Below are 22,727 nucleotides of genomic sequence, written 5' to 3'. Positions count from 1 at the left end.
CATGCGGCCAATAACTATACCGGCCATACTATACCGGTACTAGAATCGGTCCCATGGTCAGGTTGCCGCTCACTCCCGAAGAGGTCGAACGCGGTCAGCGTCTCGGCGCCGTGCTCCGCCGGGCCAGGGGAGACCGCTCGATGCTCGATGTCGCACTCGACGCCCGGGTGTCACCGGAGACCCTCCGCAAGATCGAGTCGGGCCGGGTGGCCACGCCCTCCTTCCCGACCATCGCGGCGATCGCCGATGTCCTCGGCCTCTCCCTCGACGCGGTGTGGGCCGACATCAGCCGGCCCGGGCCCGGCGTCGAACCGGCCGGGTCCGGTCGGCGCGCACGTGAGCCGTTGACCGCGTAGGTTCTCCTGCGGCGGGGGACTCACCCGCGCCCGCCGCCCCCGCCCCGCTTCCGCGCTGTCTTCTTCCCGGTCCCGCCGGTGTCCTCGGCCGCGCCGGTCTCCGCCGCCACGTCCTCGGCCACCTGTTTGAGCGTGTGCCCGCTCAGGGCCGAGCGGGCCCGCCGCGGGTCGGGGGTGCCCCGGCCGCCGGCGTGCTCGTCGTCGGCCTTCACCAGCAGCCAGGATTCCCGTTCGTCGCTGTCCGGGCCGCCGCGGAAACGGGTGAGGGCATAACCGCCCCGCAGTTTCCTGCCCTCCATCCAGAACGTCACATGGCCCTTTTCCAGGGCTTCGGTGAACGGTACCGGGCGGCCCTTTTTGTCGTGCGTGGTCGGGCGGTAACGGCCCTGGTCCCACACGATCACCGTGCCGCCGCCGTATTCGCCCTGCGGAATGACGCCCTCGAAATCCCGGTAGTCCAGCGGGTGGTCCTCGGTGGGCATGGCCAGCCTTTTGTCCTTCGGGTCCGTGGACGGGCCCTTCGGCACGGACCACGATTTGAGGACCCCGTCGGCCTCCAGCCGGAAGTCGAAGTGCATGGTGCTCGCGTCATGGATCTGCACCACGAACCGCGGCTTCTCGGAGGAGGCCGACGCCTCGCCGCCCCGCGGCTCCGACGTCCGGTCGAAATGCCGTTTCGAGAGATAGGTCCGCAGCGGCCCCTCGTTCATCCCGGCCCGCCGGGTCAGCGGCCGAGGGCCTTGGCCAGCTGGTCCTTGTTCATGTTCGACCGGCCTTCCACACCGCGCTTCTTGGCCTCGTTGTAGAGCTGGTCGCGCGTGGGGCCCTTGGAGCCGGTGCGGTTGCCGGAGCGCTGGCCGCCGCGCTCGGGCGCCGACTTGCGGTCCTGGGTCGAGGACTTGCTGGCCGTCTTCGACTCGCCGGAGCGGGCGCGCTCCTTGTTCACCGTACGGGCCGCGATCTCCTTCGCCCGGCCCTTGGACGTACCGCGCTTCTCGGCGCCTTCCTTGATGTGCTCGTACTGGCGCTCACGCTTGGCGTTCGATCCTGCGGGCATGGTGTTTCTCCTCTGTCTCACACACGCCCCGGACACGTACGGCGTACCTGTCCCGGGCCTGCCGTATGGCGTTTCCCGGACTACGGTTACCCGTGAATTCCGGGCTGTAACGAACGGGCCCCGCGACTGCCCCGACGGGCCGAACGTGCGGGGTCCGGACCGGTCCGTTCCTCACTTGCGGGCGCGCACGCACCGGATGAATTCCTCCGCGTACGGCAGGGCGACGCAAGCGCCCACCCCGGCCGCGATCCCCGCGAGGTATTTCCCGGGCAGCGGGTGCTCCTTCGGCAGCAGTTTCCAGGCGTCCGGCCGCTTGCCGCCGCGCGCCAGGTCCCGTACGGACTCCCAGTGCAGGCAGGCGGTGAAGGCGACCGCCGCCAGCGGCAGCACCTCCAGGAAGCTGTGGATGTGCTGCTCCACCGGGCGCACCTCGCGGTCCTCGGTGGCCACCGTCACGTCCCAGATCGCGGTCGCGCTGTGCGCGGCGGCGGCACCGCCCATCAGCGACAGCACCAGCGGGTTGACCCGCGCGACCAGGCCGGCCAGCACCGGCACCCCGGCCTCGGCCATCATCACCGCGTGGATCGCCGACTCCTTGACCCCGGTGGTCTTCTCGATGTTCGTGCGCCGGTGCATCACCCAGTCGGCGACGGCCGGCACGAACCACATGGGCAGGATGCCGTACAACAGGACGCGCTGTGCCGCGTTCTCGACGTCGTCGGCGCCGGGGGAGGGGCGCAGCCTTCGCCCCTGCCGCCAGTTCCGCCAGTCCTTCAGTGCCGTCAGCCTGGCCACGGGCCCTCCTTGGAAGTCGTGGAAGTCGGTGGTGGTCGGTCGGTGGGCGGGGGACGGGACCGGGCCGCCCGGGGCCCGGTCCGCCGGTCACTTCCGGTCGTCCCCGTGGCCCTTGCCCGGCAGGAACTCCTGGATCTTCGCCTTGACGCCCTGCTTGAGCACCCCCGCCGTCTCCGGGTCGCCCTTGAGGATCGCGGTCGCCGCCGCCTCGATCTGGTCGAGCGTGGCGTGCGGCGGGATGGGCGGCACGTTGGGGTCGGTACGGAAGTCGATGACGAACGGCCGGTCGGCGGCGAGCGCCTGCCGCCACGCGCTCTCCACCTCGTCGGGCCGCTCGACCCGCACGCCGCCGAGGCCGATGGAGCGCGCGAAGTCGGCGTACGGCACGTCCGGGATGCGCTGCGACTCCTCGAACTGCGGCGCGCCCGACATGGCCCGCATCTCCCACGTCACCTGGTTGAGGTCCTCGTTGTTCAGGACGGCGACGATCATGCGCGGGTCGCTCCACTCCCGCCAGTACTTCGACGCGGTGATCAGCTCGGCCATGCCGTTCATCTGCATCGCCCCGTCACCGACGATCGCCAGCGCCGGCCGCTCCGGGTGCGCGAACTTCGCGCCGATCACATACGGCACACCGGGGCCCATGGTGGCCAGCGTGCCGGACAGCGAACCGCGCATGCTGCCGCGCATCCGCAGGTGGCGGGCGTACCAGTTGGCCGCCGAGCCGGAGTCCGCGGCCAGGATCACGTTGTCCGGCAGCAGCGCGTCGAGCGCGTGCACCACGTACTCGGGGTTCATCGGGTCGGCCTCGACGGCGGCGCGCCGCTCCATGACCTTCCACCAGCGCTCGACGTTCGACTCGATCTTCTCCCGCCACTTGCGCGCCTTCTTGTGCCGGAGCAGCGGCAGCAGCCGCTCCAGCGTCTTGGACGCGTCACCGACGAGGTTGACCTCGAAGGGATAGCGCAGCCCGACCATGAAGGGGTCGATGTCGATCTGCACGGCGCGGGCCTGCCCGTACTCCGGCAGGAACTGCGAGTACGGGAAGCTGGAGCCGATCACCAGCAGCGTGTCGCACTCCTGCATCAGCTCATAGCTGGGACGGGTGCCCAGCAGACCGGTCGCGCCGGTCACGTACGGCAGCTCGTCGGACAGCACGTCCTTGCCGAGCAGCGCCTTGGCCACCCCGGCGCCGAGCAGCTCGGCGGCCTCCTCGACCCGCTCACGGGCCCCGCGGGCGCCCTGCCCGACCAGGATCGCCACCTTCTCGCCCGCGTTGAGCACCTCGGCGGCGCGCCGCAGGTCCTCGTCGGCCGGTACCGGCGCGTACTGCGACACGCCCAGGCTGGACGGCACCATCTTGAACTCGTGCGTGGGCGCGCTGTACTCCAGCTCCTGCACGTCGGCGGGGATGATGAGGGCCGTGACGGTGCGCTTGGCGTACGCGGTGCGGATCGCCCGGTCGAGGACGTTCGGCAGCTGCTCGGGGACCGTCACCATCTCGCAGAACTCCGAGGCGACGTCCTTGTACAGGGCCATCAGGTCGACTTCCTGCTGGTAGGAGCCGCCCATGGCGCTGCGCGCGGTCTGCCCCACGATGGCCACCACCGGTACGTGGTCCAGCTTCGCGTCGTAGAGGCCGTTCAGCAGGTGGATGGCGCCGGGACCGGAGGTCGCCGCGCACACGCCCACCTTGCCGGAGAACTTGGCGTACCCGACGGCCTGGAACGCGGCCATCTCCTCGTGCCGGGCCTGTACGAACTTCGGCCGGTTGTCGGCCCGGCCCCAGGCGGCCAGCAGCCCGTTGATGCCGTCCCCCGCGTACGAGAAGACATGGTCGACGTCCCAGGCGCGCAGGCGCTGGAGGATGTGGTCGGAGACTTTGGTGGACATGCGGATGTTTCCTCTCACGATCGTGACGGCGGGTGCCGGGCCGGCTTTCCGTGTGCCCGTCCGGGCCGGTACGGATGCACGGCCGTCCGGACGGTTCTCGTCCGGATGTCCGCATGCCGGCCGTATCCGGACGCCCGGGTACGGGACGTCACCGCTCACCCGGTGCCGCGAGGAGGCTGCTGTCCAGCCGCCGGGCCAGGTCGGCCGGGCCGTCGTAGACCTCGTACGCACCGGCCTCGCGCAGGTCGTGCTCCGGATAGCCGCCGCTGAGCACCGCCAGGCACGGCACGTCCGCCCGGTGACTGGCCCGCACGTCCCAGACCGTGTCGCCGACGAAGACCGCCTCGTCGGCGGAGACGCCGGCGTGCTCCAGGGCGCTTTTGATCAGGTCGGGCGCCGGCTTGCTCGCCGAGACGTCGTCGGAGCCGGTGACGGCGGTGATCGCGTCCTCCGCGTCCAGCGCGCGGCGCATCGCGGCCAGCTCGGGGCCGTGCGCCGAACTCGCCAGCACCACCGTCCAGCCGCGCTTCGCGCAGGCCCGCAGCAGGTCGGCCGCGCCGTCGAGCGGGGCCAGCCGCTCCCAGTACTGCGCGAAGAGCGTGCCGTGCGCCGTACGGATCGCCTCGTCCCGGTCGCGGTCCCGGTCCCCGCTCAGCAGATGGTCCAGCAGATGGTCGGACCCCATGCCGATGGCCCGGTGGATGTCCGCCATCGGCACCCGGTGCCCGGCCTGGCGGAACGCCTCCCACCAGGTGACGGCGTGCAGATAGGTGCTGTCGACCAGCGTTCCGTCGACGTCGAAGAGTGCCGCTCCGCGTGGGCTCACCCGTCGTTCCTCCTTCCGTGGGGGCCGGGCGGTGCCGCCCGGCCGCACTGGTTGAACCGCCCCGCGGCCCGGTCGTTGAGCGCGCCGAGCACCTTGCGCAGCCGCGGGGCCGGTGCCCGGCGCCCGCCGCTCTCCACCGCGGCGCCCTCGGTGACGCCCGGCTCGCCGACCGCGTCCCGCGGCAGCACCCGCGCCAGGGCCGAGGACAGGCGGGTGGTGGTCACGGGAGCCAGGCCGTGCGCCGTGGCGGCCAGCCGGGCGGCCGGGGTCAGCACGACACGGGGACGGCGGCGCTGCACCCCGGAGACGATCCGCCCGGCGGCGCGTTCGGCGTTCATCGACAGGACGGGCGTGCCCGCCAGCGCCGAGAACCAGGCGTACTCCCGTGCGGCGTCCCCGCCGAACTGCGCGTGCAGATGGGAGCCGGTACGCATCAGCCCCGGATGCACCGCCGTCACCGACACCCCGTACCCGCTCTCCTCCGCGTGCAGCCCCTCGGCCAGCGCGGCGACGGCGAACTTGGCGCAGGAGTACGGCAGCAGATGCGGTACGGCCAGCAGCCCGCCGACCGACCCGATCAGCGCCAGCCGCCCGCCCGCCGGACTGCGCCGGAGGTGGGGGAGGGCCGCCAGGGACGTGTTGAGCGCCCCGTCGAAGATCGACGCCATCGCGTCGTGAAACGCCTGGTGCCCCAGTGAGGCGGCCGGGCCCACCTGGATGACCCCGGCGTTGCCGATGACGATGTCCAGCCCGCCCTCGCGCGCCGCGGCCTCCCCGACGGCCCGGTCGACCGCCGCGCGGTCGCGTACGTCGCACACGGCGGTGGCGACCGGCGGCCCGCCGGGGCGGCGCAGCGACCGGGCGGCCTCGGCCAGCTCCTGCCCGTCCCGGGCCAGGATGGTCACGCGGGCGCCGCGCGCCAGGAGCTGACGGGCCATCAGCAGGCCCAGTCCGCGCGACCCGCCCGTCACCAGGGCCGACAGCCCCGCGATCGGCGGTGCGGAAGCGAAATGCGGCATGCCCGGTCCCTTCACCTCGGCCTGAACGCCCTGCGGTGTGCCCCGCGCCGTCCCGTCACGGCGTGAACAGCACCTTGATGGCGCCGTCCGCCTTCTTCTGGAACATCTCGTACGCCTCGGGCGCCTTCTCCAGCGGCAACCGGTGCGTGGCGAAGTCGTCCACGCCCAGCGGGTCGTCGTCCGTCAGCAGCGGGACGATGTCGTCCGCCCAGCGCCGTACGTTGGCCTGGCCCATCCGGAACGTGAGCTGCTTGTCGAACATCACCAGCATCGGCATCGGGTCCGTCATCCCGCCGTACACCCCGCTGATGGAGACCGTGCCGCCGCGGCGCGCCAGGGAGACGGCCAGGTGCAGGGCGCTCAGCCGGTCCACGCCCGCCCTGCTCATCAGCTTCTCGGCCCAGCGCGAGGGCATCAGCCCGGCGGCCTGCTGCGCCAGCTTCCCGGCCGGGCTGCCGTGCGCCTCGGTGCCCACCGCGTCGATCACGGCGTCCGGGCCGCGGCCGTCGGTGACGTCCTTGACGGCGTCGATCAGCCCGCCCTCGTCGTCGAAGGCGTCCAGGTCGAAGACGGTCGCCCCGTCGCGGCGGGCCCGCGCCAGCCGCTCGGGGACGTGGTCGATGCCGATCACCTGCCCGGCGCCCAGATGCCGGGCGATCCGGCAGGACATCGCGCCGATCGGCCCCAGGCCCAGGACGGCGACGCTGCTGCCCTTGGTGACGTCCGCGTACCTCACCGCCTGCCAGGCGGTGGGCAGCACGTCCGAGAGATAGACGAAGCGGTCGTCGGCCGGGCCGTGCGGCACCTTGATCGGCCCGTACTGCGCCTGGGGTACGCGCAGGTACTCGGCCTGGGCGCCCGGCACCGAGCCGTAGAGCTTGGTGTACCCGAACAGCGCGGCGCCGGAGCCGTGCTCGCGCACCTGGGTCGTCTCGCACTGCGTCTGGAGGCCGTCGCCGCACATCCGGCAGGTGCCGCAGGCGATCTGGAACGGGATGACCACCCGGTCGCCGGGACTGAGGTCCGGCACCCCGGAGCCGGTCTCCTCGACGATCCCCATCGGCTCGTGCCCCAGGATGTCGCCGGGCGTCATGAAAGGGGTCAGCACCTCGTACAGGTGCAGGTCGGAGCCGCACAGCCCACTGGAGGTGATCTTGATGATCGCGTCGGTCGGCTTCTTGATCTGTGGATCGGGGACGTGCTCCACGCGGACGTCCCGCTTGCCGTGCCAGACGGTGGCTCGCATCGCGGATCTCCTTGTCCTGGCGGCCGGCCCACCGGACGGACCCGGCCGGGAGCGCCGACCGCCCGGTAACCCAAAAGCCGCTTTTGAGTCTAAAGCGGTGTTCTTCGCCGTGGCAGCTCCAGTACCCGCATCGCCCGGGCCGAATCGTTTCCGTACGGCGGTGCCACGGGCCCCGACCGCCCGCCGCACGGGTTTCCCCGGCCGGGAAAACGGTTACCCGGCGCCTCACCCGAGGGGGCGAACCCACCTACCCACCCACCCGGCCCCGCGCGGGCCGTCGAGAGCGCACGGAGCCCCGATGACCGAGTACGGATACTTCCTCGCCTGCGAGGAGCACAGCCCCGCGGAGCTGGTCGAACAGGCCCGCATGGCGGAACAGGCCGGGTTCACCAAACTGTGGATCTCCGACCACTTCCACCCGTGGAACGACGCACAGGGCCAGAGCCCGTTCGTCTGGTCGGTGATCGGCGCGCTGTCCCAGGTCACCTCGCTGCCGGTGGAGACCGCGGTGACCTGCCCCACCATGCGGCTGCACCCGGTGGTCACGGCGCAGGCGGCGGCCACCAGCGCGGTGCTCCTCGACGGCCGCTTCCGGCTCGGCGTGGGCAGCGGCGAAGCGCTCAACGAGCACATCCTCGGGGACCACTGGCCACAGGCGTCGGTGCGCCTGGAGATGCTGGAGGAAGCCGTCCAGGTGATGCGGCAGCTCTTCGAGGGCGGCGAGGTCAGCCACCACGGCAAGCACTACACCGTGGAGAACGCCCGCCTCTACACCGTTCCCGACGAGCCGGTGCCCATCGACGTCTCCGCGTTCGGCCCCAACGCCACCGAACTGGCCGCCCGCGTCGGCGACGGCTTCGTGACCATGGCGCCGGACGCGGACGCCGTCGAACGCTTCCGCCGGGGCGGCGGCGGCAACAAGCCCGTACAGGCCGGGCTGAAGGTCTGCTACGGCCCCGACCGGGACGAGTGCGTACGCACCGCGCACCGCCTGTGGCCCAGCGAACTGCTCCCCGGCGAACTGGCCCAGATCCTCCCCACCCCGCGCCACTTCGAGCAGGCGTCCCAGCTGGTCACGCCGGAGCACGCGGCGAAGGGGTTCCCCTGCGGCGACGATGTCGACATGCACGTCTCCGCGCTGCGCGCCTTCGTGGACGCGGGCTTCGACACCGTCTACGTCGGCCAGATCGGCCCGGACCAGCGGGGGTTCTTCGACTTCTACCGGACGAAGGTGCTCCCGCAGGTCACGGACTAGCGGGACGGGTAGGCGGGGCGCAGCTCACGGAGCGGGACACAGGTCATGGAGCTGGACACAGCTCGCGAAGCGGAACACAGGTCATGAAGCGGGACGAGGGAGGCGGCGGCGCGCCGGGGTGACGGCCCGTCACCCCGCCCTCTCACTGCGGCTCCTGGGCCACCGGCGCACCGGCCGGCGCCACCCGGCCGAAGAACTTCTCCGCCCGTGGCGTGCCGGGCCACGTGCGGGCCAGCTCCAGCACACGGCGGGGCTGGCGGCGGAGGTTGAGGGCCCGGACCGGGATCTGGCGCCGCCGGCCGTAAGCGTCCAGCCGGCGCAGGAAGTGCAGTCCGGCCGCGTCCATGAAGGTGACCCCGGTCATTTCGAGGACCACGCTCCCCAGGCCGGACGGTAACTCCGCGACGGCCTGGTCCAGGACGGGTACGGTGCCGTAGTCGATCTCGCCCCGCACGGTCAGGACGGCCGAGGAGCCGAACAGCCGGGTGCGGACCCCCAGGGCATCCGGACCGGCCTGGGAAGACCGGTCTGTCTGTAGGGACATGACCCCATCGTGTCAGGAGTCAAACCGGTCTGTCCACGCCTACACTGGGTGTCACCATGACGACCGAGTGCGCGCCGGCCACGTCGCACGCCGGGGGTCGGCCCGGCGCTCGCGAGCGAGTGCTGAGCGCCGCCTACGAGCTGTTCTCGCGCTGGGGCATCCGCGATGTCGGCGTCAACGAGGTCATCCACCGCTCCCAGGTGGCCAAGGCGACCTTCTACCGCCACTTCCCCTCCAAGGACGACCTGGTCCTCGCCTTCCTCGACCGCCGTGAACAGCAGTGGACGCGCGGCCTGATCGAGGCCGGCGCCCGCCGCCGCGGCAGCACCCCCGAGGAACGCCTGCTGGCCGTCTTCGACGTGTTCGACGACTGGTTCCGCCACCCCGACTTCGACGCCTGCACCTTCATCAACGTCCTGCTGGAGATGGGCTGGCAGCACCCGCTGGGCCGGGCCAGCATCCGCTGCCTGGAAAACGTCCGGATCGTGGTCCGCACCTTGGCCGAAGAGGCGGACCTGCGCGACTGCGACGGCTTCGCCCGCTCCTGGCACATCCTCATGAAGGGCTCGATCATCTCCGCCGCCGAGGGCGACCCGCACGCCGCACGCCGTGCGCAGACGATGGCCCGCTGCCTGATCGAACAGCATCGGTGAGCCGGCCCGGGCCGTACGGGGGCAGGACGGACGGCTCGTGACCGCCCTCGCCCCCACCTACGCCTTCGACGACGGCAGCGGCGCCTCTCCCGCCTACCAGCAGCGGGCCGCTTGGCTGGCACCGTTGACAGAGGCGTGCCGGTAGGTGCTGGCGGGGCACGGCTCTCACGGGAACGGCGGAGGCGCGCAAAATACGTTGGCGCCGGAATCCTGCCCGGGCTAGGGTGAGCCCGTTCCTCGCGGTGGCCGTCCGGCTGCCGCGGCCGGCCGTGAAGATTCAGGAGGTGTGACCCGATGGCTGTCATTGCGCTGGGCGCTGCCCGCAATCAGAAGACCATCCATTCCACCTCCGTGGTCTCCGGCTGACTCGACCTCATTTCCCACCACGCGCCGGGCGCGTGGGGCCGGGGCCACCCTTGTGAAGGGTTTCCCTTGCAATCGTCTTCCTCTTCCTCCGCTTCGCCGCGCCCGCTGACCGCCTACGGCTGGGACGACGGCTTCGCGGAGAGTTTCGCCGCTCACGCCGGGCAGGGGTTCGTGCCCGGCCGTGTCGTCCGCGTGGACCGCGGGCGGGTGGACGCCGTGGTGCCCGACGGGGACGGTGTCCGTACCGTGCTGGCGGACACCGCGCTGGTGGCCACCAGTGATCCGATGCGGGTGCCGTGCACCGGGGACTGGGCCGTGATCGACCTCGGCGAGGTCGGCGCGGGCCGGGACGGTGTGGTGCGGGCGCTGCTGCCGCGGCGTACCGCGTTCGTGCGCTCGACGTCCTCCAAGCGGTCCGAGGGGCAGGTGCTGGCGGCGAACGTGGACCACGCCGTGGTCGCGGTCTCGCTCGCCGTGGACCTGGACCTCGGGCGCATCGAGCGCTTCGTCTCCCTGGCCTGGGAGAGCGGGGCGCAGCCGCTGCTCGTGCTGACCAAGGCCGACCTGGCCGGTGATCCGGACGTGCTGGCGCACCTGGTCGCGGACGCGGAGACCGCCGCGCCCGGGGTGCAGGTGCTGGCCGTCAGCGCGGCCGCCGGTGACGGGCTGGACGTCCTCGCCGCGGTACTGGCCGGCGGCACGTCCGTACTGCTCGGACAGTCCGGTGCGGGCAAGTCGACGCTCGCCAACGCGCTGGTGGGCGAGGACGTGCAGGACGTACGGGCCGCCCGCGACCGGGACGGCAAGGGCCGGCACACCACGACCACCCGGGACCTGCTGGTGCTGCCCGGCGGCGGGGTGCTCATCGACACCCCCGGCCTGCGGGGCGTCGGCATGTGGGACGCCGACACCGGGCTCGCGCGGGCCTTCTCGGACGTCGAGGAACTGGCCGCCGAGTGCCGCTTCCACGACTGCGCGCACGCCACGGAGCCCGGGTGCGCGGTGCTGGCGGCCATCGAGAGCGGCGCGCTGCCGCAGCGGCGGCTGGAGAGCTACCGCAAGCTGCTGCGCGAGAACGAGCGCATCGTGGCCAAGACCGACGCCCGGCTGCGGGCGGAGCTCCGCAGGGACTGGAAGCAGAAGCAGGCCCTGGGCCGCCACATGATGGAGCGGAAGCGGGGGGTCAAGGGGGTCAGGGGCGACAGGTAGAGCGGGGGCCGCCCGCCGCGGTGCGGGCGGCCCGGCCCCGCCCCAGCGCGATGTCCGATTCCCGCCAGGAAACCTCCCGGGCGTCGCGCACACTGGATCGTGTGATGGACGACGAGACCAGGTACGAGGCGGTGTCGAGCCGGGACGCGCGGTTCGACGGCGAGTTCTTCTTCGCCGTCGTGACGACCGGGATCTACTGCCGCCCGAGCTGCCCGGCGGTCACCCCGAAGCGTCCGAACGTACGGTTCTACGCCTCCGCGGCGGCCGCGCAGGGCGCCGGGTTCCGGGCCTGCCGCCGCTGCCGCCCGGACGCCGTGCCGGGCTCGGCGGAGTGGAACGTCCGGGCCGACCTGGTCGGCCGCGCCATGCGGTTCATCGACGACGGCGTGGTCGACCGGGAAGGCGTCGGCGGCCTCGCGCGGCGGCTGGGGTACAGCGCGCGGCAGGTGCAGCGGCAGCTCACGGCCGAGCTGGGCGCCGGGCCGGTGGCCCTGGCGCGGGCCCGCCGCGCGCACACCGCGCGGCTCCTCCTCCAGACCACCGCGCTGCCGGTCACCGACCTGGCCTTCGCCGCCGGATTCGCCAGCATCCGGCAGTTCAACGACACGATGCGCGAGATCTACGCCAGCACGCCGAGCGAGCTGCGCGCGGCGGGGGCGCGTACGGGGGCGCGTACGGGCCCGTCCGGCGGCGCGCGGCACGGGGCACCCGCCGGTGTCCCGCTGCGGCTGGCCTACCGGGGGCCGTACGCCGCCGCCGAGATCTTCGACTTCCTCCAGGAGCGCGCGGTGTCCGGCGTGGAGGAGGTGCGCGGTGCGCGGGGCTCCCGTACGTACCGCCGTACGCTGCGGCTCGCCCACGGCAGCGGCATCGCCGAGGTCGACGAGCACGCCGGCTCCCGGCAGCCGCGCCGGCCGCGCGCCGGACTGGTGTGCCCGGCCGCCCGGGGCGCGGACGGCGGCTGGCTGGAGTGCCGGCTGCACCTGACCGATCTGCGGGACCTGCCCACCGCCGTCCAGCGGATGCGCCGCCTGTTCGACCTGGACGCCGACCCGTACGCCGTCGCCGAGCGCCTGGGCGCCGACCCGCTGCTCGCACCGCTGGTCGCGGCCCGCCCCGGACTGCGGTCGCCGGGCGCCGCCGACCCCGAGGAACTGGCCGTACGGGCCGTCGCCGGCGGGCCGCCGGAACGCGTCGCCGAGCTGGTACGGACGTACGGCAAGCCGCTGGACGCGGCGCACGGCACGCTCACCCACCTCTTCCCCGAGCCCGCCGCGCTGACCGGCCCCGGGGTGCCGGAGCCGGTGCGCGCGCTGTGCGGCGCGCTCGCCGAAGGGACGGTCCGGCTGGACGCGGGCGCGGACCGGGACGCCGCCGAGCGCGCGCTGCGCGCCGTGCCCGGGGTGGGCCCGGCGGCAGCCGCGTACATCAGGATGCGGGCACTGGGCGACCCGGACGTGGGGCCGGCGAACGGCGGCGCGGCGTCGCCGGAGGCGTGGCGGCCCTGGCGGTCGTACGCCCTGCACCACCTGTGGCAGGGCGCGGGCGCGCGGGAGGATCAGCTCGCGATGACGGCGCCGGTCCAGGCGCCGACCGCCAGCAGGCAGGCGTACAGCTCGACCAGCACGGCGAACCCGAGGGCCCGCATGGCCGTACGGGTGGCGGCCCACGCGTCGCCGTGACTGCCCAGGCGCGCCCGTTCCAGCAGGTAGAGCGCGCCGACCGAGCCCAGCACGGCCCCCACCACGGGCACCACGAAGAAGCCGAGGATGCCCGCGGCGCCGCTCACGTACAGGGTCCGGTACGGGGCGCCGGCGGCCCGGGGGTCGCGGGGCGGCAGCAGCCAGGCGAGAACCTGGGCGAGCAGCAGCACGGCGCTCGTGCCGATCAGGACGAACCAGGCCAGGGTGGTCTGCTCGGCCATCGCCCACCACAGCACACCCGCCCACACGATCGGCGGCCCCGGCACCCCCGGGGCCAGCACGCCCAGCAGCCCGAGGGCCAGGACCAGGCCGACCGTGAGCAACTGCCATCCGCCCATGGCCCCAGCGTGCCGGAAGCGGGTCGGGTGCGCCCCTTGGCGCGTACCGGCCGGGCGGCGCGGCGACGCCCGGCCGCGCCCTGTCTCCGCGGCCCCGGCCGGTGGACAATGCGGCCCATGGACCGACAGGGGGACCGGCGCCGTCACGAGGACACGTGGTGGCGGGAGTTGTACGGGGACGACGGTGCCGCCGCCCGGGACACCGGCCCCGCGGACGCGGCCCGGGACTCGCTCGACGACCGGGTGGACTCCGCGTTCCGCGCGGTGGGGCAGGAGCCCGGTGCCGGGTCCGTACCGTCCGCCGAGGCGGGCGGGGGCACGGATGGGGGGACGCCGGCCGGGCCCTGCCCCGAGCCGATGGCCCTGCCCGCCGCCGACCCGGCCGCGCTGGACGATCTCGTACCGGACACGGAGCTGGACGGCGCCGGTTACGCAACGCTGACCCTGCGTGCCGCCTCGCTGCGCGGCGAGGCCGCCCGCCACCGCGGTGAGCCGCGCGGCGACGCCCTGCTCACCGCGCGCTTCGGCGCCGGGCAGCACGCGCTGCTCCTGGCCGCCGTGGCCACCGCGGCCCCCGGCGGCTCGTACGCGTACGGCGGCGCCCACCGTGCGGCCCGCGACGTCTGCCGCTGGATAGGCGGGGCCGTCGGCCGCAGCTACACCCGGCTGGCCGAGGACATCCGTACGGGCAGCCGCGACGCCCTCAGGTCCGGCCTGCACCGCCTGACCGACCGCAGCTACGGCAAGCTCCGCGCGCACGCGGACGAGCACGGGATGGACCCCGGGCAGTACACGGCGGCGCTGCGCTGCCTCCTGCTGCCCGCCGACCCGGCCTGCCGCACCAGGGTCTTCTTCGGTGTCGGCGCGGGCGGGTTCTTCCGGCTGAGCGACGGCGTCTGGCAGGACCTGGAGCCACCGCCGCCCCAGGAGGGCGCGACGGGCGGCCCGGCACCCGGGGGCGGGGCGGGCTCGGAGGAGACGCTCGTGGACACGTCGCCGTGGCCGGTGCCCGGCGCGCCCGGCCCGGACGCCCTCGCGCCGGATGTACTGGATGTGCCGGACGTATCGCACCTGTCAGATGTGCCGGATGTGCCGATCGCGCCCGATGCGGGCGCCCTCCTTCCCGACTTCGGGGCCACCGTTCCCGGCCTGCCCCGCGCGCCGTCCGGGCGGCCCTGGCAGCCGCCGTACGAGCCCGCTCCGCGCACCTCGCCGGAGCCGTTCCGCTTCCGGACCGTGGCCGCGCGGCCCGGCGACCTCCTGCTGTTGTGCAGCGCCGGGCTGGCGGGCCCGCTGACCGAGGCGGCCGGGTTCGGCAGCCGCCTGGCCGCCCGCTGGACGGCCGCCGGGCCGCCGGGGCTCGCGGCGTTCCTGGCCGATGTCCGGCTGCGTGCGGAGGGGTACGGGCAGGACCGTACGGCCGTGGCGGTGTGGGAGGCGGCCCGGCCCGGGTGACGCGGCAGGCGTAGTCCGGACGGACACCGGCCCGGGGGAGTGGTAGAACCAGGAAGGAATGCCGCGAAACGGGCCACCGCCGGAGGGTGGTGCCCGCCCGCGGCCCCGCGTCCGGAGGAGCGACAGCGCATGGCGAAGCAGACCGTGGCCGGGCAGTTCGTCGACATCCTGGTGCGCGCCGGTGTCCAGCGGCTCTACGGGGTCGTCGGCGACAGCCTCAACCCGATCGTCGACGCGGTCCGCCGCACCGCGGGCATCGACTGGATCCAGGTCCGCCACGAAGAGGTCGCCGCCTTCGCGGCGGGCGCCGAGGCCCAGATCGCCGGACGGCTGGCGGCCTGCGCGGGCTCCTGCGGCCCCGGCAACCTGCACCTGATCAACGGCCTCTTCGACGCCCACCGCTCGATGGCCCCGGTGCTCGCGCTCGCCTCGCACATCCCCTCCAGCGAGATCGGCACCGGCTTCTTCCAGGAGACCCACCCGGACCGGCTGTTCACCGAGTGCAGCCACTACAGCGAGATGATCTCCAGCCGCGACCAGATGCCGCGGGTGCTCCAGACAGCCGTGCAGAACGCCATCGGGCTCAGCGGCGTCTCCGTCGTCTCGCTGCCCGGCGACATCGCCGACCAGGAGGCGCCCGAGCGCTCCATCGAGCACGCGCTGGTCACCTCGCGCCCCACCGTGCGCCCCGGCGACGCGGAGATCGACCAGCTGCTCCGGATGATCGAGGAGGCCGGCAAGGTCACGCTGTTCTGCGGCAGCGGCACCGCGGGCGCGCACGCCGAGGTGATGGAGCTGGCCGAGCGCCTCAAGGCGCCGGTGGGCCACGCGCTGCGCGGCAAGGAGTGGATCCAGTACGACAACCCGTACGACGTCGGCATGAGCGGCCTGCTCGGCTACGGCGCCGCCTACGAGGCCACGCACGAGTGCGACCTGCTGATCCTGCTGGGCACGGACTTCCCGTACAACGCCTTCCTGCCGGACGACGTCAAGATCGTCCAGGTGGACGTGCGCCCCGAACGGCTCGGCCGCCGCTCCAAACTGGACCTCGCGGTCTGGGGCGATGTGCGCGAGACCCTGCGCTGCCTCAACCCGCGCATCACGCCCAGGAAGAGCCGCAAGTTCCTCGACCGGATGCTGAAGAAGCACGCCGACGCCCTGGAAGGCGTCGTCAAGGCCTACACGCGCAAGGTCGAGAAGCACACGCCGATCCACCCGGAATTCGTCGCGTCCGTCCTGGACGAGGAGGCCGCGGACGACGCGGTCTTCACCGTCGACACCGGGATGTGCAACGTCTGGGCGGCGCGCTACATCAGCCCCAACGGCCGCCGCCGCGTGATCGGTTCCTTCACCCACGGATCGATGGCCAACGCGCTGCCGCAGGCGATCGGCGCCCAGTTCACCGACCGCCGCCGCCAGGTCGTCTCGATGTCCGGCGACGGCGGCTTCTCCATGCTGATGGGCGACTTCCTCACCCTCGTCCAGTACGACCTGCCGGTGAAGGTGGCCCTCTCCAACAACTCCTCGCTGGGCATGGTCGAGCTGGAGATGATGGTCGCCGGGCTGCCCGCGTACGGGACCGCCAACCACAACCCGGACTTCGCCGCCATCGCGCGGGCGGCCGGGGCCCACGGCGTACGGGTCGAGAAGCCCAAGGAACTGCGCGGCGCGCTGCGCGACGCCTTCAGGCACAAGGGCCCGGCCCTGGTCGACGTGGTCACCGACCCCAACGCGCTGTCCATGCCGCCGAAGATCAGCCGGGACATGGTCCAGGGCTTCGCCCTCTCCGCCGGCAAGATCGTGCTGGAGGGCGGGGTCGGCCGCATGGTCCAGATGGCCCGCTCCAACCTGCGTAACATTCCCCGCCCCTGACCGGGCATTACGCCCGCCGCGCCGCAGGCACATGCCTGCGGCCTGGCGTTCCGCGGACTCGTGGGCCGGCGCATGGCACCGGGTCCGATGGGCATGCATGACCGTGAAGCTGTTCGAGGGAGAGGGACCTGAAGCGTTCGGGGCGGGGAGGATGAAGCGTCAGTCTGTGCGACGCGAGAACAGAGCCGGGCCGGCGGCCGGACGCATCGGCGTCCACAACGGCACCCGGCTGCCGGGGAAGATGGAACGCACACTGCGGCACGCGGACCTGACGGCGGTGGCCGGGGTCCGCGCCGAGCTGCGCCAGCTGTTGCGCCAGTGGGGGGGAGCCTGGGACAGCGACATAGCCGAACTGCTCGTCAGCGAGCTGGTCACCAACGCCCTCGTCCACACGAACGGGGGCGCCATCGTGACCGCGACGGTCACCGACCGGCTGCGCGTGGAGGTGCGGGACTTCGCCGGGCGGCGGCCCCGGCTGCGCCCGCCGACGACGGACGGCACCTCGGGAAGGGGGCTGATGCTGGTGCACTCCCTCGCGGACGCCTGGGGAGTACGCGCCCACGGAGTGGGCAAATGCGTGTGGTTCGAACTGGGCGGCGGATCGCCCTGACGGCGGGGGCCGGGCGGCGGGCCGGCCCGACGGCGTGAGCTGGGCGGCGGACCGGCCCGATGGTGTGAGCCGGGCGGCGGGCCGGCCCCATGGTGGGGGCCGGGCGGCGGACCGGCCTGACGAAAGCCCGGGGGTGCGGGCCCGGTCCGCCGCGGATCAGCCGAACCGCTTCTCGATCCGCGCCAGCTTCTCCTCCAGGGAGTCCAGCCGGGGCAGCGCCTGGGTGTCGTCCTCGGCGGTCAGATCCACCGTCCGCGGATACGCGTCCGCGGCCTCGGCGCCGTGCACGGCCTTCAGCGCCGGACGGGGACCGGCCGGGGGCACCGGATCGGCCCCCGCGGACAGTCCGGGCGGCAGGGCTTCCGGGTCGGCGGCTATCGCAGGTTCCGCGCCGGCGGCCTGCTGTGCGGCGGCGGGGGAGCCGTGCGCCGTCGGCGTGCCCGCCGTCAGCGGCACCTGCCGGCCGCCGCGCCCGCGGTTCCAGTTGCGGTGCTGGCGGTTGATCGCTTTGATCCGGGCCCGGTCCAGCTTGTCCTGCTCGCGCCTGCGGTGGCGGTTGCGCTCGTTCTGACGGCGGTCCTCACGGACCTCCTCGACGGCCTCGTCCAGGGTCCGTACGCCTTCCAGCAGCATCAGCGACCAGGCGCCGAACGTCTCGCGGGGGGCCCGCAGCCACCGTACGACCCGGATCTGCGGCAACGGACGCGGCACCAGACCCTGCTCGCGCAGCGCGGCCCGCCGGGTCTGCTTCAGCGCCCGGTCGAAGAGGACCGCCGCCGACAGCGACATCCCGGCGAAGAACTGCGGCGCGCCGTCATGGCCGAACCCGCGGGGCGCGTGCACCCAGTTGAACCAGGCCGCGGCGCCCGCGAACAGCCACACCAGCAGGCGCGAGCCGAGCGCCGCGTCGCCGTGGCTGGCCTCGCGCACCGCGAGCACGGAGCAGAACATCGCCGCGCCGTCGAGCCCGAACGGCACCAGGTACTCCCAGCCTCCGGAGAGGTTGAGGTTGGACACGCCGAAGCCGACCAGCCCGTGGAAGGAGAGCGCCGCCGCGACCGCGGCGCAGCAGAACAGCAGCACGTACGAGGCGGTGCCGTAGACGGCCTCCTTGCGGCGCCGCCGCTCCTGGCTGCGCTCCCAGGAGTCCTCGCCCGGCGTCGCGTCGGCCGTACGCCGGCCGCGCAGGACCACGACCACGGCCGCGGTGACTCCGACGAGCAGCAGGACCCCCGGAGCCAGCCAACCAAGCGATATATCGGTCATTCTCATGCTGTGGCCCCTTGCCTCGGCGTACGCGCTTTCGCGCGTCATCCTGGCGGAATCCGGCCGTCCCGCCGGGGCTTTCGGGAAAGGAGGACGCCAAGGGGGTGCAGGGGCGCGCGGAAGAGCGCGTTCGGATCGAACTGCCGCTGGTGGGGGCGGGGTTGGGTTCGATTCCGGCGACCCGATCGGGTGGTGTGGGGGTCAGGTGGTTGCGGTGAGGCGCTTGATGCGGTCCGCGTCGCACGTACGGGGGCAGGTCACACAGGTGTCCTCGGGGCGCAGCGTGTAGAACATGCAGCAGCTCGCCCGGTCCCGGGTGGGCAGCGCCGTGCCGTCCGGGCCGGTCAGCTCGCGGAAGGCGGCGCCGCCGGCGTACGGGGCCGTGCCGCCCGGGAGCAGCCGGGCCGCCTCGGCCACCGCGCGCGGCTCCTCGCCCAGCAGGTGCCCGAGGTACCACAGGCCTTCGACGATCTCGTCCGAGGCCATGCCCCACAGGGCGCGCGGACCGCGCCGCAGCCGGGGCCGGAAACCGTCCAGGACGGGCCCGAGGTGCTCGGCGACCGCCTCCCGGACCTCGGCGCGCAGCGCCTCCTCGTCCGGTACGACCCGCGCGCCGGGCAGCTCCGCCGCCGGGTCGCCGGGCAGACAGGCGAACGAGCGGACCCGTACGGCCATCCGGCCCTGCTCGCGGTGGTACGCCACGTCCTCGACGGACAGCCGCGGCACCCGGCGGTGCAGGAACCACGGGACGGTGATCAGCAGACAGGCGGGCCAGGCGTAGCGGTGGAGGGCGAACGCGGCGACGACATCGGGGCGGGCCCGCTGCCCGTAATCCCGTACGACCTGCGCGTCGTCCCAGGCCAGGAAGGCGTCCAGGACCGTGGGGTCGGTGGCCAGCGCGGCGGCGGTCACCCAGCCCTCGCCCCGCGGCGGTGCCGTCTCCCACTCGGTCACCCGCAGTGCGGGGAACACCTCGGTGAGCCGGGCATACGCCCCGGCCAGGGGCTCGATGCGCGGTCGGGCGGCGAGCAGAGGACGCATACGGGACACCACCGATATCGCGTTCGCTGGCAGGTAAGCCTTACCTTACCCGATCTTCGGCGGGTTTGAGCCGGGTTTGCACTGTCACAGGGGGCGCCTATGGTGCTGGAGGACGTGAGGAGGAACCCGCATGGAGCAGGGCAGAGCGGAACCGGCGCCGCGGCTGCGCGCCCAGGTGCCCGCACAGGGCGGCTCGCAGCCCGTGCGGGGCGAGCACACCGGCCACGAAGGCCCCGGGAACCGCCCGGCCGGGCACGCCGGGCACGGCACCGCGCCGGACGCCGCCCACGAGCACCACTCCGGCGTCCCGGACCCCGCCACGGCATACATACCGGCGCCCGCCGGTCCCTCCTCCGCCCCCCGCAGGCAGCCCCAGCGGCACTCCGTACGGGGCCAGGTGCTGGCCGCGCTGCGCGAAGCCCTGACGGCCGGCGAACTGGTCCCCGGCGAGGTCTACTCGGCCCCCGCGCTCGCCGTCCGCTACGGCGTCTCCGCCACCCCCGTACGGGAAGCCATGCAGCTGCTCGCCTGCGAGGGCGCGGTCGAGGTCGCCCCGAACCGCGGCTTCCGCGTCGCCGAGCGCACCCACCGCGACCTCGCGGAGCTGGCCGAGGTGCGCGCGATGCTCGAAGTACCGGCGCTGCTGCGGCTGGCGCGGACGCTGCCGGCCGAGCGGTGGGAAGACCTGCGCCCGCTGGCCGCCGCGGGCGTCGCCGCCGCGGCCCACGGCGACCGGACCGGTTACGCCGACGCGGACCACGCCTTCCACCACGCCCTGCTCACCCTCACGGGCAACCGCCAGCTCGTCCAGGTCGCCGACGACCTCCACCGCCGCACCCGCACCCCGGTCCCCGGCAGCCCCCCGTCCCGCACGGCCGACCTCCTCGCCGCCGCCTCCGAACACACGGCCCTGCTGGACGCCCTGATGGCCCGCGAGTACGCCATCGTCGAACGCATCGCCCGCGAACACCTCTCGCCGGGGCGGCGGGGGCACTGAGAGCCCGGGCCCCGGAGCGACCACCCGGTCAGGGCACCAGCCGCTCCAGCGCCACGTCCGCCGCATCCGCCGCCGGCCGGGAGAGGTACAGGTCGGCGTGGTAGAAGCCGTCCGACTCCTTGCCGGTGGTGTCCAGGTCGCGGCTTTGCAGGGCGGTGAAGGCGGCGCGGCGTTCGGCCAGGTCGGCGAAGCGGCGCTGGCGGAAGGTGCGGGCCGGGAAGCGTTCGGTCACCAGGCCGGACCGGGCGAGGAGATCGGCTATCGGGGCGTACGACACGGTCCGCAGGACGAAGGCGGCGACCCACGGCGGCTCCGGCGTGCAGGCGAGCAGCCGCCCGAAGGTGGTGGCGGAGATGTAGCCCACGCCGCCCGTCACGGTGATCAGGTCGGTGCCCGCCAGGGCGTGCCGCAGGCGTGCGGACGGTTCGGCGGCCTCCAGGTTCTCGGCGAACCCGGCGTCCAGCAGGCCGACCCGCTCGGCGTAGCCGACCGCGCGCCGGGCCGCGTCGATGCCGATGGTCCGCACGGCTTCCGGGCGGCGCAGCTCGTCGAAGAACGCCCGGTCCTCGCCGGCCAGCCGGGCCGCCGACAGGCCGCCGGTCTCCCGCGCGTCGGTGTACCGGTCGTACAGGTCCGCGAGGCCCAGTTTGTGGTTGAGCAGCGCCGCGTTGACGCCGTAGGAACAGCACAGGTCGACGACCTGGAGCGGCCGGCGGCCGGGCCGGCGCCGTTGCAGGTGCTCGGCCAGGGCGCGGAACACCCCTTGGCCGTGGTGCGGGATCTGGTAGTCGAGCGGGCGCAGCGTCCGGAAGTACGTACGAGGATCGGGGCAGTCGTAGATGGCCTCGAAATCCGCCTTTCCCCAGTCCGAGCCGGCCGATGGGTGCGGTGCTCCTGCTGCCAAGGTGTGGCCTCCTGAAAGGCGCTGCCGTAGGTCGGGAGTCGAACCGCACCAGCATCCAGGGACAAGTCCCGTACGGACAGTGCGACTTGAGGCCAAATTCGGGGTGGGTGGGGTCCGCGGAGCCACATATGCCAGGGGCGCGCACGCGGAGCCGGCCGGGCGGCGGGCGGGCGGCGGGCGGGCGCCTGGCGAACGGATCTAGTGGCCTGCCCGGTGTGCCGGGGGTGCCGGCGGGGCGTCCGGGGCCGCCGGTACGCCCTCCAGGTGCTCCGCGAGCCAGGTCGGTACGCCGCCCATGAGCCGGAAGAGCCGGGCGGCCTCGATGCGCAGCCCCTCGGCCTCCTCGGGCGGCGCCGCGTCGGCGAGGGCGACCAGCGCCGGTGCCGTACCGACCAGGAAGCCCAGTTCCTCGCGGATGCGCAGGGACTCGGCGAAACCGTGCCGGGCCTCGGCGAGTTCGCCGTCGCGCAGGGCGAGCCCGGCGAGGTGGCGCCAGGTGAAGGAGAGCAGCAGGGTGTCGCCGTGCGCGGTGGCGCCCGCGTGGGCGCGGCGGTAGGCGGCGCGCGCGGATTCCGGGCTGTGCGCGACGTGTTCGGCCATCAGGCCGCGCCGGTAGTCCAGCAGTGCCCGGCCGGGCGCGGTGGGGGCCAGCAGGGCCGCGGCCCGGCCGAGCGCGGACCGCGCCTCGTCGGCACGGTCCCGTACGCCCAGGACCGTGGCGGCGTACGCCAGGTGGCCGCGCTCGCAGGCCGCGGCGCCCCGCTCGTCGTTGTCGCCCGCCACCGCCTCGGCGGCGCGCAGCGCGTCCTCGGCCGTGGCCCACCCGGTGGCGGTGAACATGCAGCGCTCCACGAGGAGCGCTGCGCGGCGGATGGCGTACGGGGGATGTCCCGCCGCGTGCGGTTCCAGCAGGGCCGCCGCGTCGTCCCAGCACCCCCGTGACCGCAGCCGCCACACGGCCCGGTCCAGGGCGTCCGCCCCGGCCGCCGACCGGGCCGCCGGGATGTCGGGCACCGGTTCCCCGGGCTGTGCGGTTCCCGCGGTTCCCGCGGCTCCTGACATGGCGGTGTCCGCCACATTGCCCTCCCCGAGCGCACCGTTGAGCTGGAACTGAGAAGCAGTGGGCGCATCTCAGCACGAATCCGGCCGCCCGGCCAAGGGGGAAGGTGAATGATTTCACAATCGCTTCGCCGCCTCCCGGGGGCACCGTGGCGGCCCGAAACCGGCAGTACACGGCGCCCCGAGGGGCGGGGTGGGGCGGATGCGGCGGTGGGGAGCGGCGTCGGGATACGTCCGAACGGGTGACGCGTGATCAGGGATTA

At 73.7% G+C, this 22,727-nt stretch carries 21 protein-coding genes and 1 pseudogene; 9 read left to right on the top strand and 13 right to left on the bottom strand.

Annotated features, from left to right (window positions below):
• Positions 1-53: 53 nt before the first annotated feature.
• Entirely contained in the window at positions 54-356 is a 303-nt protein-coding gene (locus tag CP973_RS28525) for a helix-turn-helix transcriptional regulator (RefSeq protein WP_150246780.1), read from the top strand.
• Positions 357-376: 20 nt separating this feature from the next.
• Here the strand turns inward: CP973_RS28525 and CP973_RS28520 are convergent, their stop codons facing one another.
• The 7 genes from CP973_RS28520 to CP973_RS28490 form a co-directional block, all read right to left on the bottom strand.
• On the bottom strand, positions 377-1,066 hold the full coding sequence (locus CP973_RS28520; RefSeq protein WP_150246779.1) for a DNA polymerase ligase N-terminal domain-containing protein: 690 nt from the start codon (positions 1,064-1,066) through the stop codon (positions 377-379).
• Between the two features lie 14 nt (positions 1,067-1,080).
• Complete coding sequence (locus CP973_RS28515) at positions 1,081-1,413, bottom strand: hypothetical protein (RefSeq protein WP_003983312.1); 333 nt, start codon at positions 1,411-1,413, stop codon at positions 1,081-1,083.
• A gap of 171 nt (positions 1,414-1,584) precedes the next feature.
• Positions 1,585-2,208 (bottom strand): diguanylate cyclase, encoded by a 624-nt coding sequence (locus tag CP973_RS28510; protein ID WP_150246778.1) that lies wholly within the window; start codon positions 2,206-2,208, stop codon positions 1,585-1,587.
• Positions 2,209-2,295: 87 nt separating this feature from the next.
• On the bottom strand, positions 2,296-4,101 hold the full coding sequence (locus CP973_RS28505) for a thiamine pyrophosphate-requiring protein (RefSeq protein ID WP_150246777.1): 1,806 nt from the start codon (positions 4,099-4,101) through the stop codon (positions 2,296-2,298).
• Positions 4,102-4,249: 148 nt separating this feature from the next.
• Entirely contained in the window at positions 4,250-4,927 is a 678-nt protein-coding gene (locus CP973_RS28500; protein ID WP_150246776.1) for an HAD family hydrolase, read from the bottom strand.
• Positions 4,924-5,946, bottom strand: a complete 1,023-nt coding sequence (locus CP973_RS28495) for an SDR family NAD(P)-dependent oxidoreductase (protein WP_150246775.1) — start codon at positions 5,944-5,946, stop codon at positions 4,924-4,926. The genes CP973_RS28500 and CP973_RS28495 overlap by 4 nt, the downstream gene beginning before the upstream one ends.
• Before the next feature lie 55 nt (positions 5,947-6,001).
• Positions 6,002-7,192: a zinc-dependent alcohol dehydrogenase gene (locus CP973_RS28490; RefSeq protein ID WP_150246774.1), complete on the bottom strand. Its 1,191-nt coding sequence runs from the start codon at positions 7,190-7,192 to the stop codon at positions 6,002-6,004.
• Positions 7,193-7,490: 298 nt separating this feature from the next.
• Between CP973_RS28490 and CP973_RS28485 the strand changes: the two genes are divergently transcribed.
• Positions 7,491-8,447, top strand: coding sequence for an LLM class F420-dependent oxidoreductase (locus CP973_RS28485; protein ID WP_150246773.1), 957 nt, complete (start codon positions 7,491-7,493; stop codon positions 8,445-8,447).
• A 142-nt stretch (positions 8,448-8,589) separates the two neighbouring features.
• On the opposite strand, the gene CP973_RS28480 is transcribed toward CP973_RS28485, so the two are convergent.
• On the bottom strand, positions 8,590-8,991 hold the full coding sequence (locus CP973_RS28480; RefSeq protein ID WP_150246772.1) for an STAS domain-containing protein: 402 nt from the start codon (positions 8,989-8,991) through the stop codon (positions 8,590-8,592).
• A gap of 56 nt (positions 8,992-9,047) precedes the next feature.
• Between CP973_RS28480 and CP973_RS28475 the strand changes: the two genes are divergently transcribed.
• From CP973_RS28475 to CP973_RS28465, 3 genes are all read left to right on the top strand, one after another.
• Positions 9,048-9,644 (top strand): TetR/AcrR family transcriptional regulator, encoded by a 597-nt coding sequence (locus CP973_RS28475; RefSeq protein ID WP_150246771.1) that lies wholly within the window; start codon positions 9,048-9,050, stop codon positions 9,642-9,644.
• 432 nt (positions 9,645-10,076) lie between these two features.
• Positions 10,077-11,219: a ribosome small subunit-dependent GTPase A gene (gene rsgA / locus CP973_RS28470; protein ID WP_150246770.1), complete on the top strand. Its 1,143-nt coding sequence runs from the start codon at positions 10,077-10,079 to the stop codon at positions 11,217-11,219.
• Between the two features lie 104 nt (positions 11,220-11,323).
• Positions 11,324-12,901: a DNA-3-methyladenine glycosylase 2 family protein gene (locus CP973_RS28465; protein ID WP_167538535.1), complete on the top strand. Its 1,578-nt coding sequence runs from the start codon at positions 11,324-11,326 to the stop codon at positions 12,899-12,901.
• On the opposite strand, the pseudogene CP973_RS28460 reads toward CP973_RS28465, so the two are convergent.
• A pseudogene (locus CP973_RS28460) lies at positions 12,787-13,260 on the bottom strand (DUF456 domain-containing protein); the annotation flags it as partial. The gene CP973_RS28465 and the pseudogene CP973_RS28460 overlap by 115 nt on opposite strands.
• 117 nt (positions 13,261-13,377) lie before the next feature.
• Here CP973_RS28460 and CP973_RS28455 point away from each other — a divergent pair.
• The 3 genes from CP973_RS28455 (at position 13,378) to CP973_RS28445 (ending at position 17,197) form a co-directional block, all read left to right on the top strand.
• Positions 13,378-14,715 carry a protein phosphatase 2C domain-containing protein gene (locus CP973_RS28455; RefSeq protein ID WP_150246768.1) on the top strand — a complete coding sequence of 446 codons (1,338 nt, stop codon included), beginning with the start codon at positions 13,378-13,380 and terminating at the stop codon, positions 14,713-14,715.
• A gap of 129 nt (positions 14,716-14,844) precedes the next feature.
• The gene (locus CP973_RS28450; protein WP_150246767.1) at positions 14,845-16,587 is read left to right on the top strand and encodes a pyruvate dehydrogenase; all 1,743 of its coding nucleotides are present in this window, start codon (positions 14,845-14,847) and stop codon (positions 16,585-16,587) included.
• A gap of 151 nt (positions 16,588-16,738) precedes the next feature.
• Entirely contained in the window at positions 16,739-17,197 is a 459-nt protein-coding gene (locus tag CP973_RS28445; RefSeq protein WP_425282030.1) for an ATP-binding protein, read from the top strand.
• A gap of 156 nt (positions 17,198-17,353) precedes the next feature.
• Here CP973_RS28445 and CP973_RS28435 read toward each other — a convergent pair whose 3' ends face one another.
• Both CP973_RS28435 and CP973_RS28430 read right to left on the bottom strand, forming a co-directional pair.
• The gene (locus CP973_RS28435; protein ID WP_150246766.1) at positions 17,354-18,469 is read right to left on the bottom strand and encodes a DUF2637 domain-containing protein; all 1,116 of its coding nucleotides are present in this window, start codon (positions 18,467-18,469) and stop codon (positions 17,354-17,356) included.
• Positions 18,470-18,664: 195 nt separating this feature from the next.
• Positions 18,665-19,504: a (2Fe-2S)-binding protein gene (locus CP973_RS28430; protein ID WP_150246765.1), complete on the bottom strand. Its 840-nt coding sequence runs from the start codon at positions 19,502-19,504 to the stop codon at positions 18,665-18,667.
• A 130-nt stretch (positions 19,505-19,634) separates the two neighbouring features.
• On the opposite strand from CP973_RS28430, the gene CP973_RS28425 reads away from it, so the two are divergent.
• A complete protein-coding gene (locus CP973_RS28425; protein WP_150246764.1) occupies positions 19,635-20,501 on the top strand; it encodes a GntR family transcriptional regulator in 867 nt (288 codons plus the stop codon).
• 28 nt (positions 20,502-20,529) lie between these two features.
• On the opposite strand, the gene CP973_RS28420 is transcribed toward CP973_RS28425, so the two are convergent.
• Positions 20,530-21,405, bottom strand: coding sequence for a hypothetical protein (locus CP973_RS28420; protein ID WP_150246763.1), 876 nt, complete (start codon positions 21,403-21,405; stop codon positions 20,530-20,532).
• A 198-nt stretch (positions 21,406-21,603) separates the two neighbouring features.
• Positions 21,604-22,482: a hypothetical protein gene (locus tag CP973_RS28415; RefSeq protein WP_425282029.1), complete on the bottom strand. Its 879-nt coding sequence runs from the start codon at positions 22,480-22,482 to the stop codon at positions 21,604-21,606.
• Between the last annotated feature and the right edge of the window lie 245 nt (positions 22,483-22,727).

The organism is Streptomyces albofaciens JCM 4342 (genome assembly GCF_008634025.1).
Taxonomy (GTDB): domain Bacteria; phylum Actinomycetota; class Actinomycetes; order Streptomycetales; family Streptomycetaceae; genus Streptomyces; species Streptomyces albofaciens.
Note: the sequence above shows the minus strand (reverse complement) of the source record. Positions and strands in the feature narration are given on the sequence as shown.

Coding starts and splice junctions, on each gene's coding strand:
- CP973_RS28495 (WP_150246775.1), bottom strand. CDS start 5,946: ATGCCGCATTTCGCTTCCGCACCGCCGATCGCGGGGCTGTCGGCCCTG.
- CP973_RS28520 (WP_150246779.1), bottom strand. CDS start 1,066: ATGAACGAGGGGCCGCTGCGGACCTATCTCTCGAAACGGCATTTCGAC.
- CP973_RS28455 (WP_150246768.1), top strand. CDS start 13,378: ATGGACCGACAGGGGGACCGGCGCCGTCACGAGGACACGTGGTGGCGG.
- CP973_RS28445 (WP_425282030.1), top strand. CDS start 16,739: ATGAAGCGTCAGTCTGTGCGACGCGAGAACAGAGCCGGGCCGGCGGCC.
- CP973_RS28425 (WP_150246764.1), top strand. CDS start 19,635: ATGGAGCAGGGCAGAGCGGAACCGGCGCCGCGGCTGCGCGCCCAGGTG.
- CP973_RS28475 (WP_150246771.1), top strand. CDS start 9,048: ATGACGACCGAGTGCGCGCCGGCCACGTCGCACGCCGGGGGTCGGCCC.
- CP973_RS28485 (WP_150246773.1), top strand. CDS start 7,491: ATGACCGAGTACGGATACTTCCTCGCCTGCGAGGAGCACAGCCCCGCG.
- CP973_RS28490 (WP_150246774.1), bottom strand. CDS start 7,192: ATGCGAGCCACCGTCTGGCACGGCAAGCGGGACGTCCGCGTGGAGCAC.
- CP973_RS28525 (WP_150246780.1), top strand. CDS start 54: ATGGTCAGGTTGCCGCTCACTCCCGAAGAGGTCGAACGCGGTCAGCGT.
- CP973_RS28505 (WP_150246777.1), bottom strand. CDS start 4,101: ATGTCCACCAAAGTCTCCGACCACATCCTCCAGCGCCTGCGCGCCTGG.
- CP973_RS28480 (WP_150246772.1), bottom strand. CDS start 8,991: ATGTCCCTACAGACAGACCGGTCTTCCCAGGCCGGTCCGGATGCCCTG.
- CP973_RS28435 (WP_150246766.1), bottom strand. CDS start 18,469: ATGAGAATGACCGATATATCGCTTGGTTGGCTGGCTCCGGGGGTCCTG.
- CP973_RS28430 (WP_150246765.1), bottom strand. CDS start 19,504: ATGCGTCCTCTGCTCGCCGCCCGACCGCGCATCGAGCCCCTGGCCGGG.
- CP973_RS28450 (WP_150246767.1), top strand. CDS start 14,845: ATGGCGAAGCAGACCGTGGCCGGGCAGTTCGTCGACATCCTGGTGCGC.
- CP973_RS28465 (WP_167538535.1), top strand. CDS start 11,324: ATGGACGACGAGACCAGGTACGAGGCGGTGTCGAGCCGGGACGCGCGG.
- CP973_RS28515 (WP_003983312.1), bottom strand. CDS start 1,413: ATGCCCGCAGGATCGAACGCCAAGCGTGAGCGCCAGTACGAGCACATC.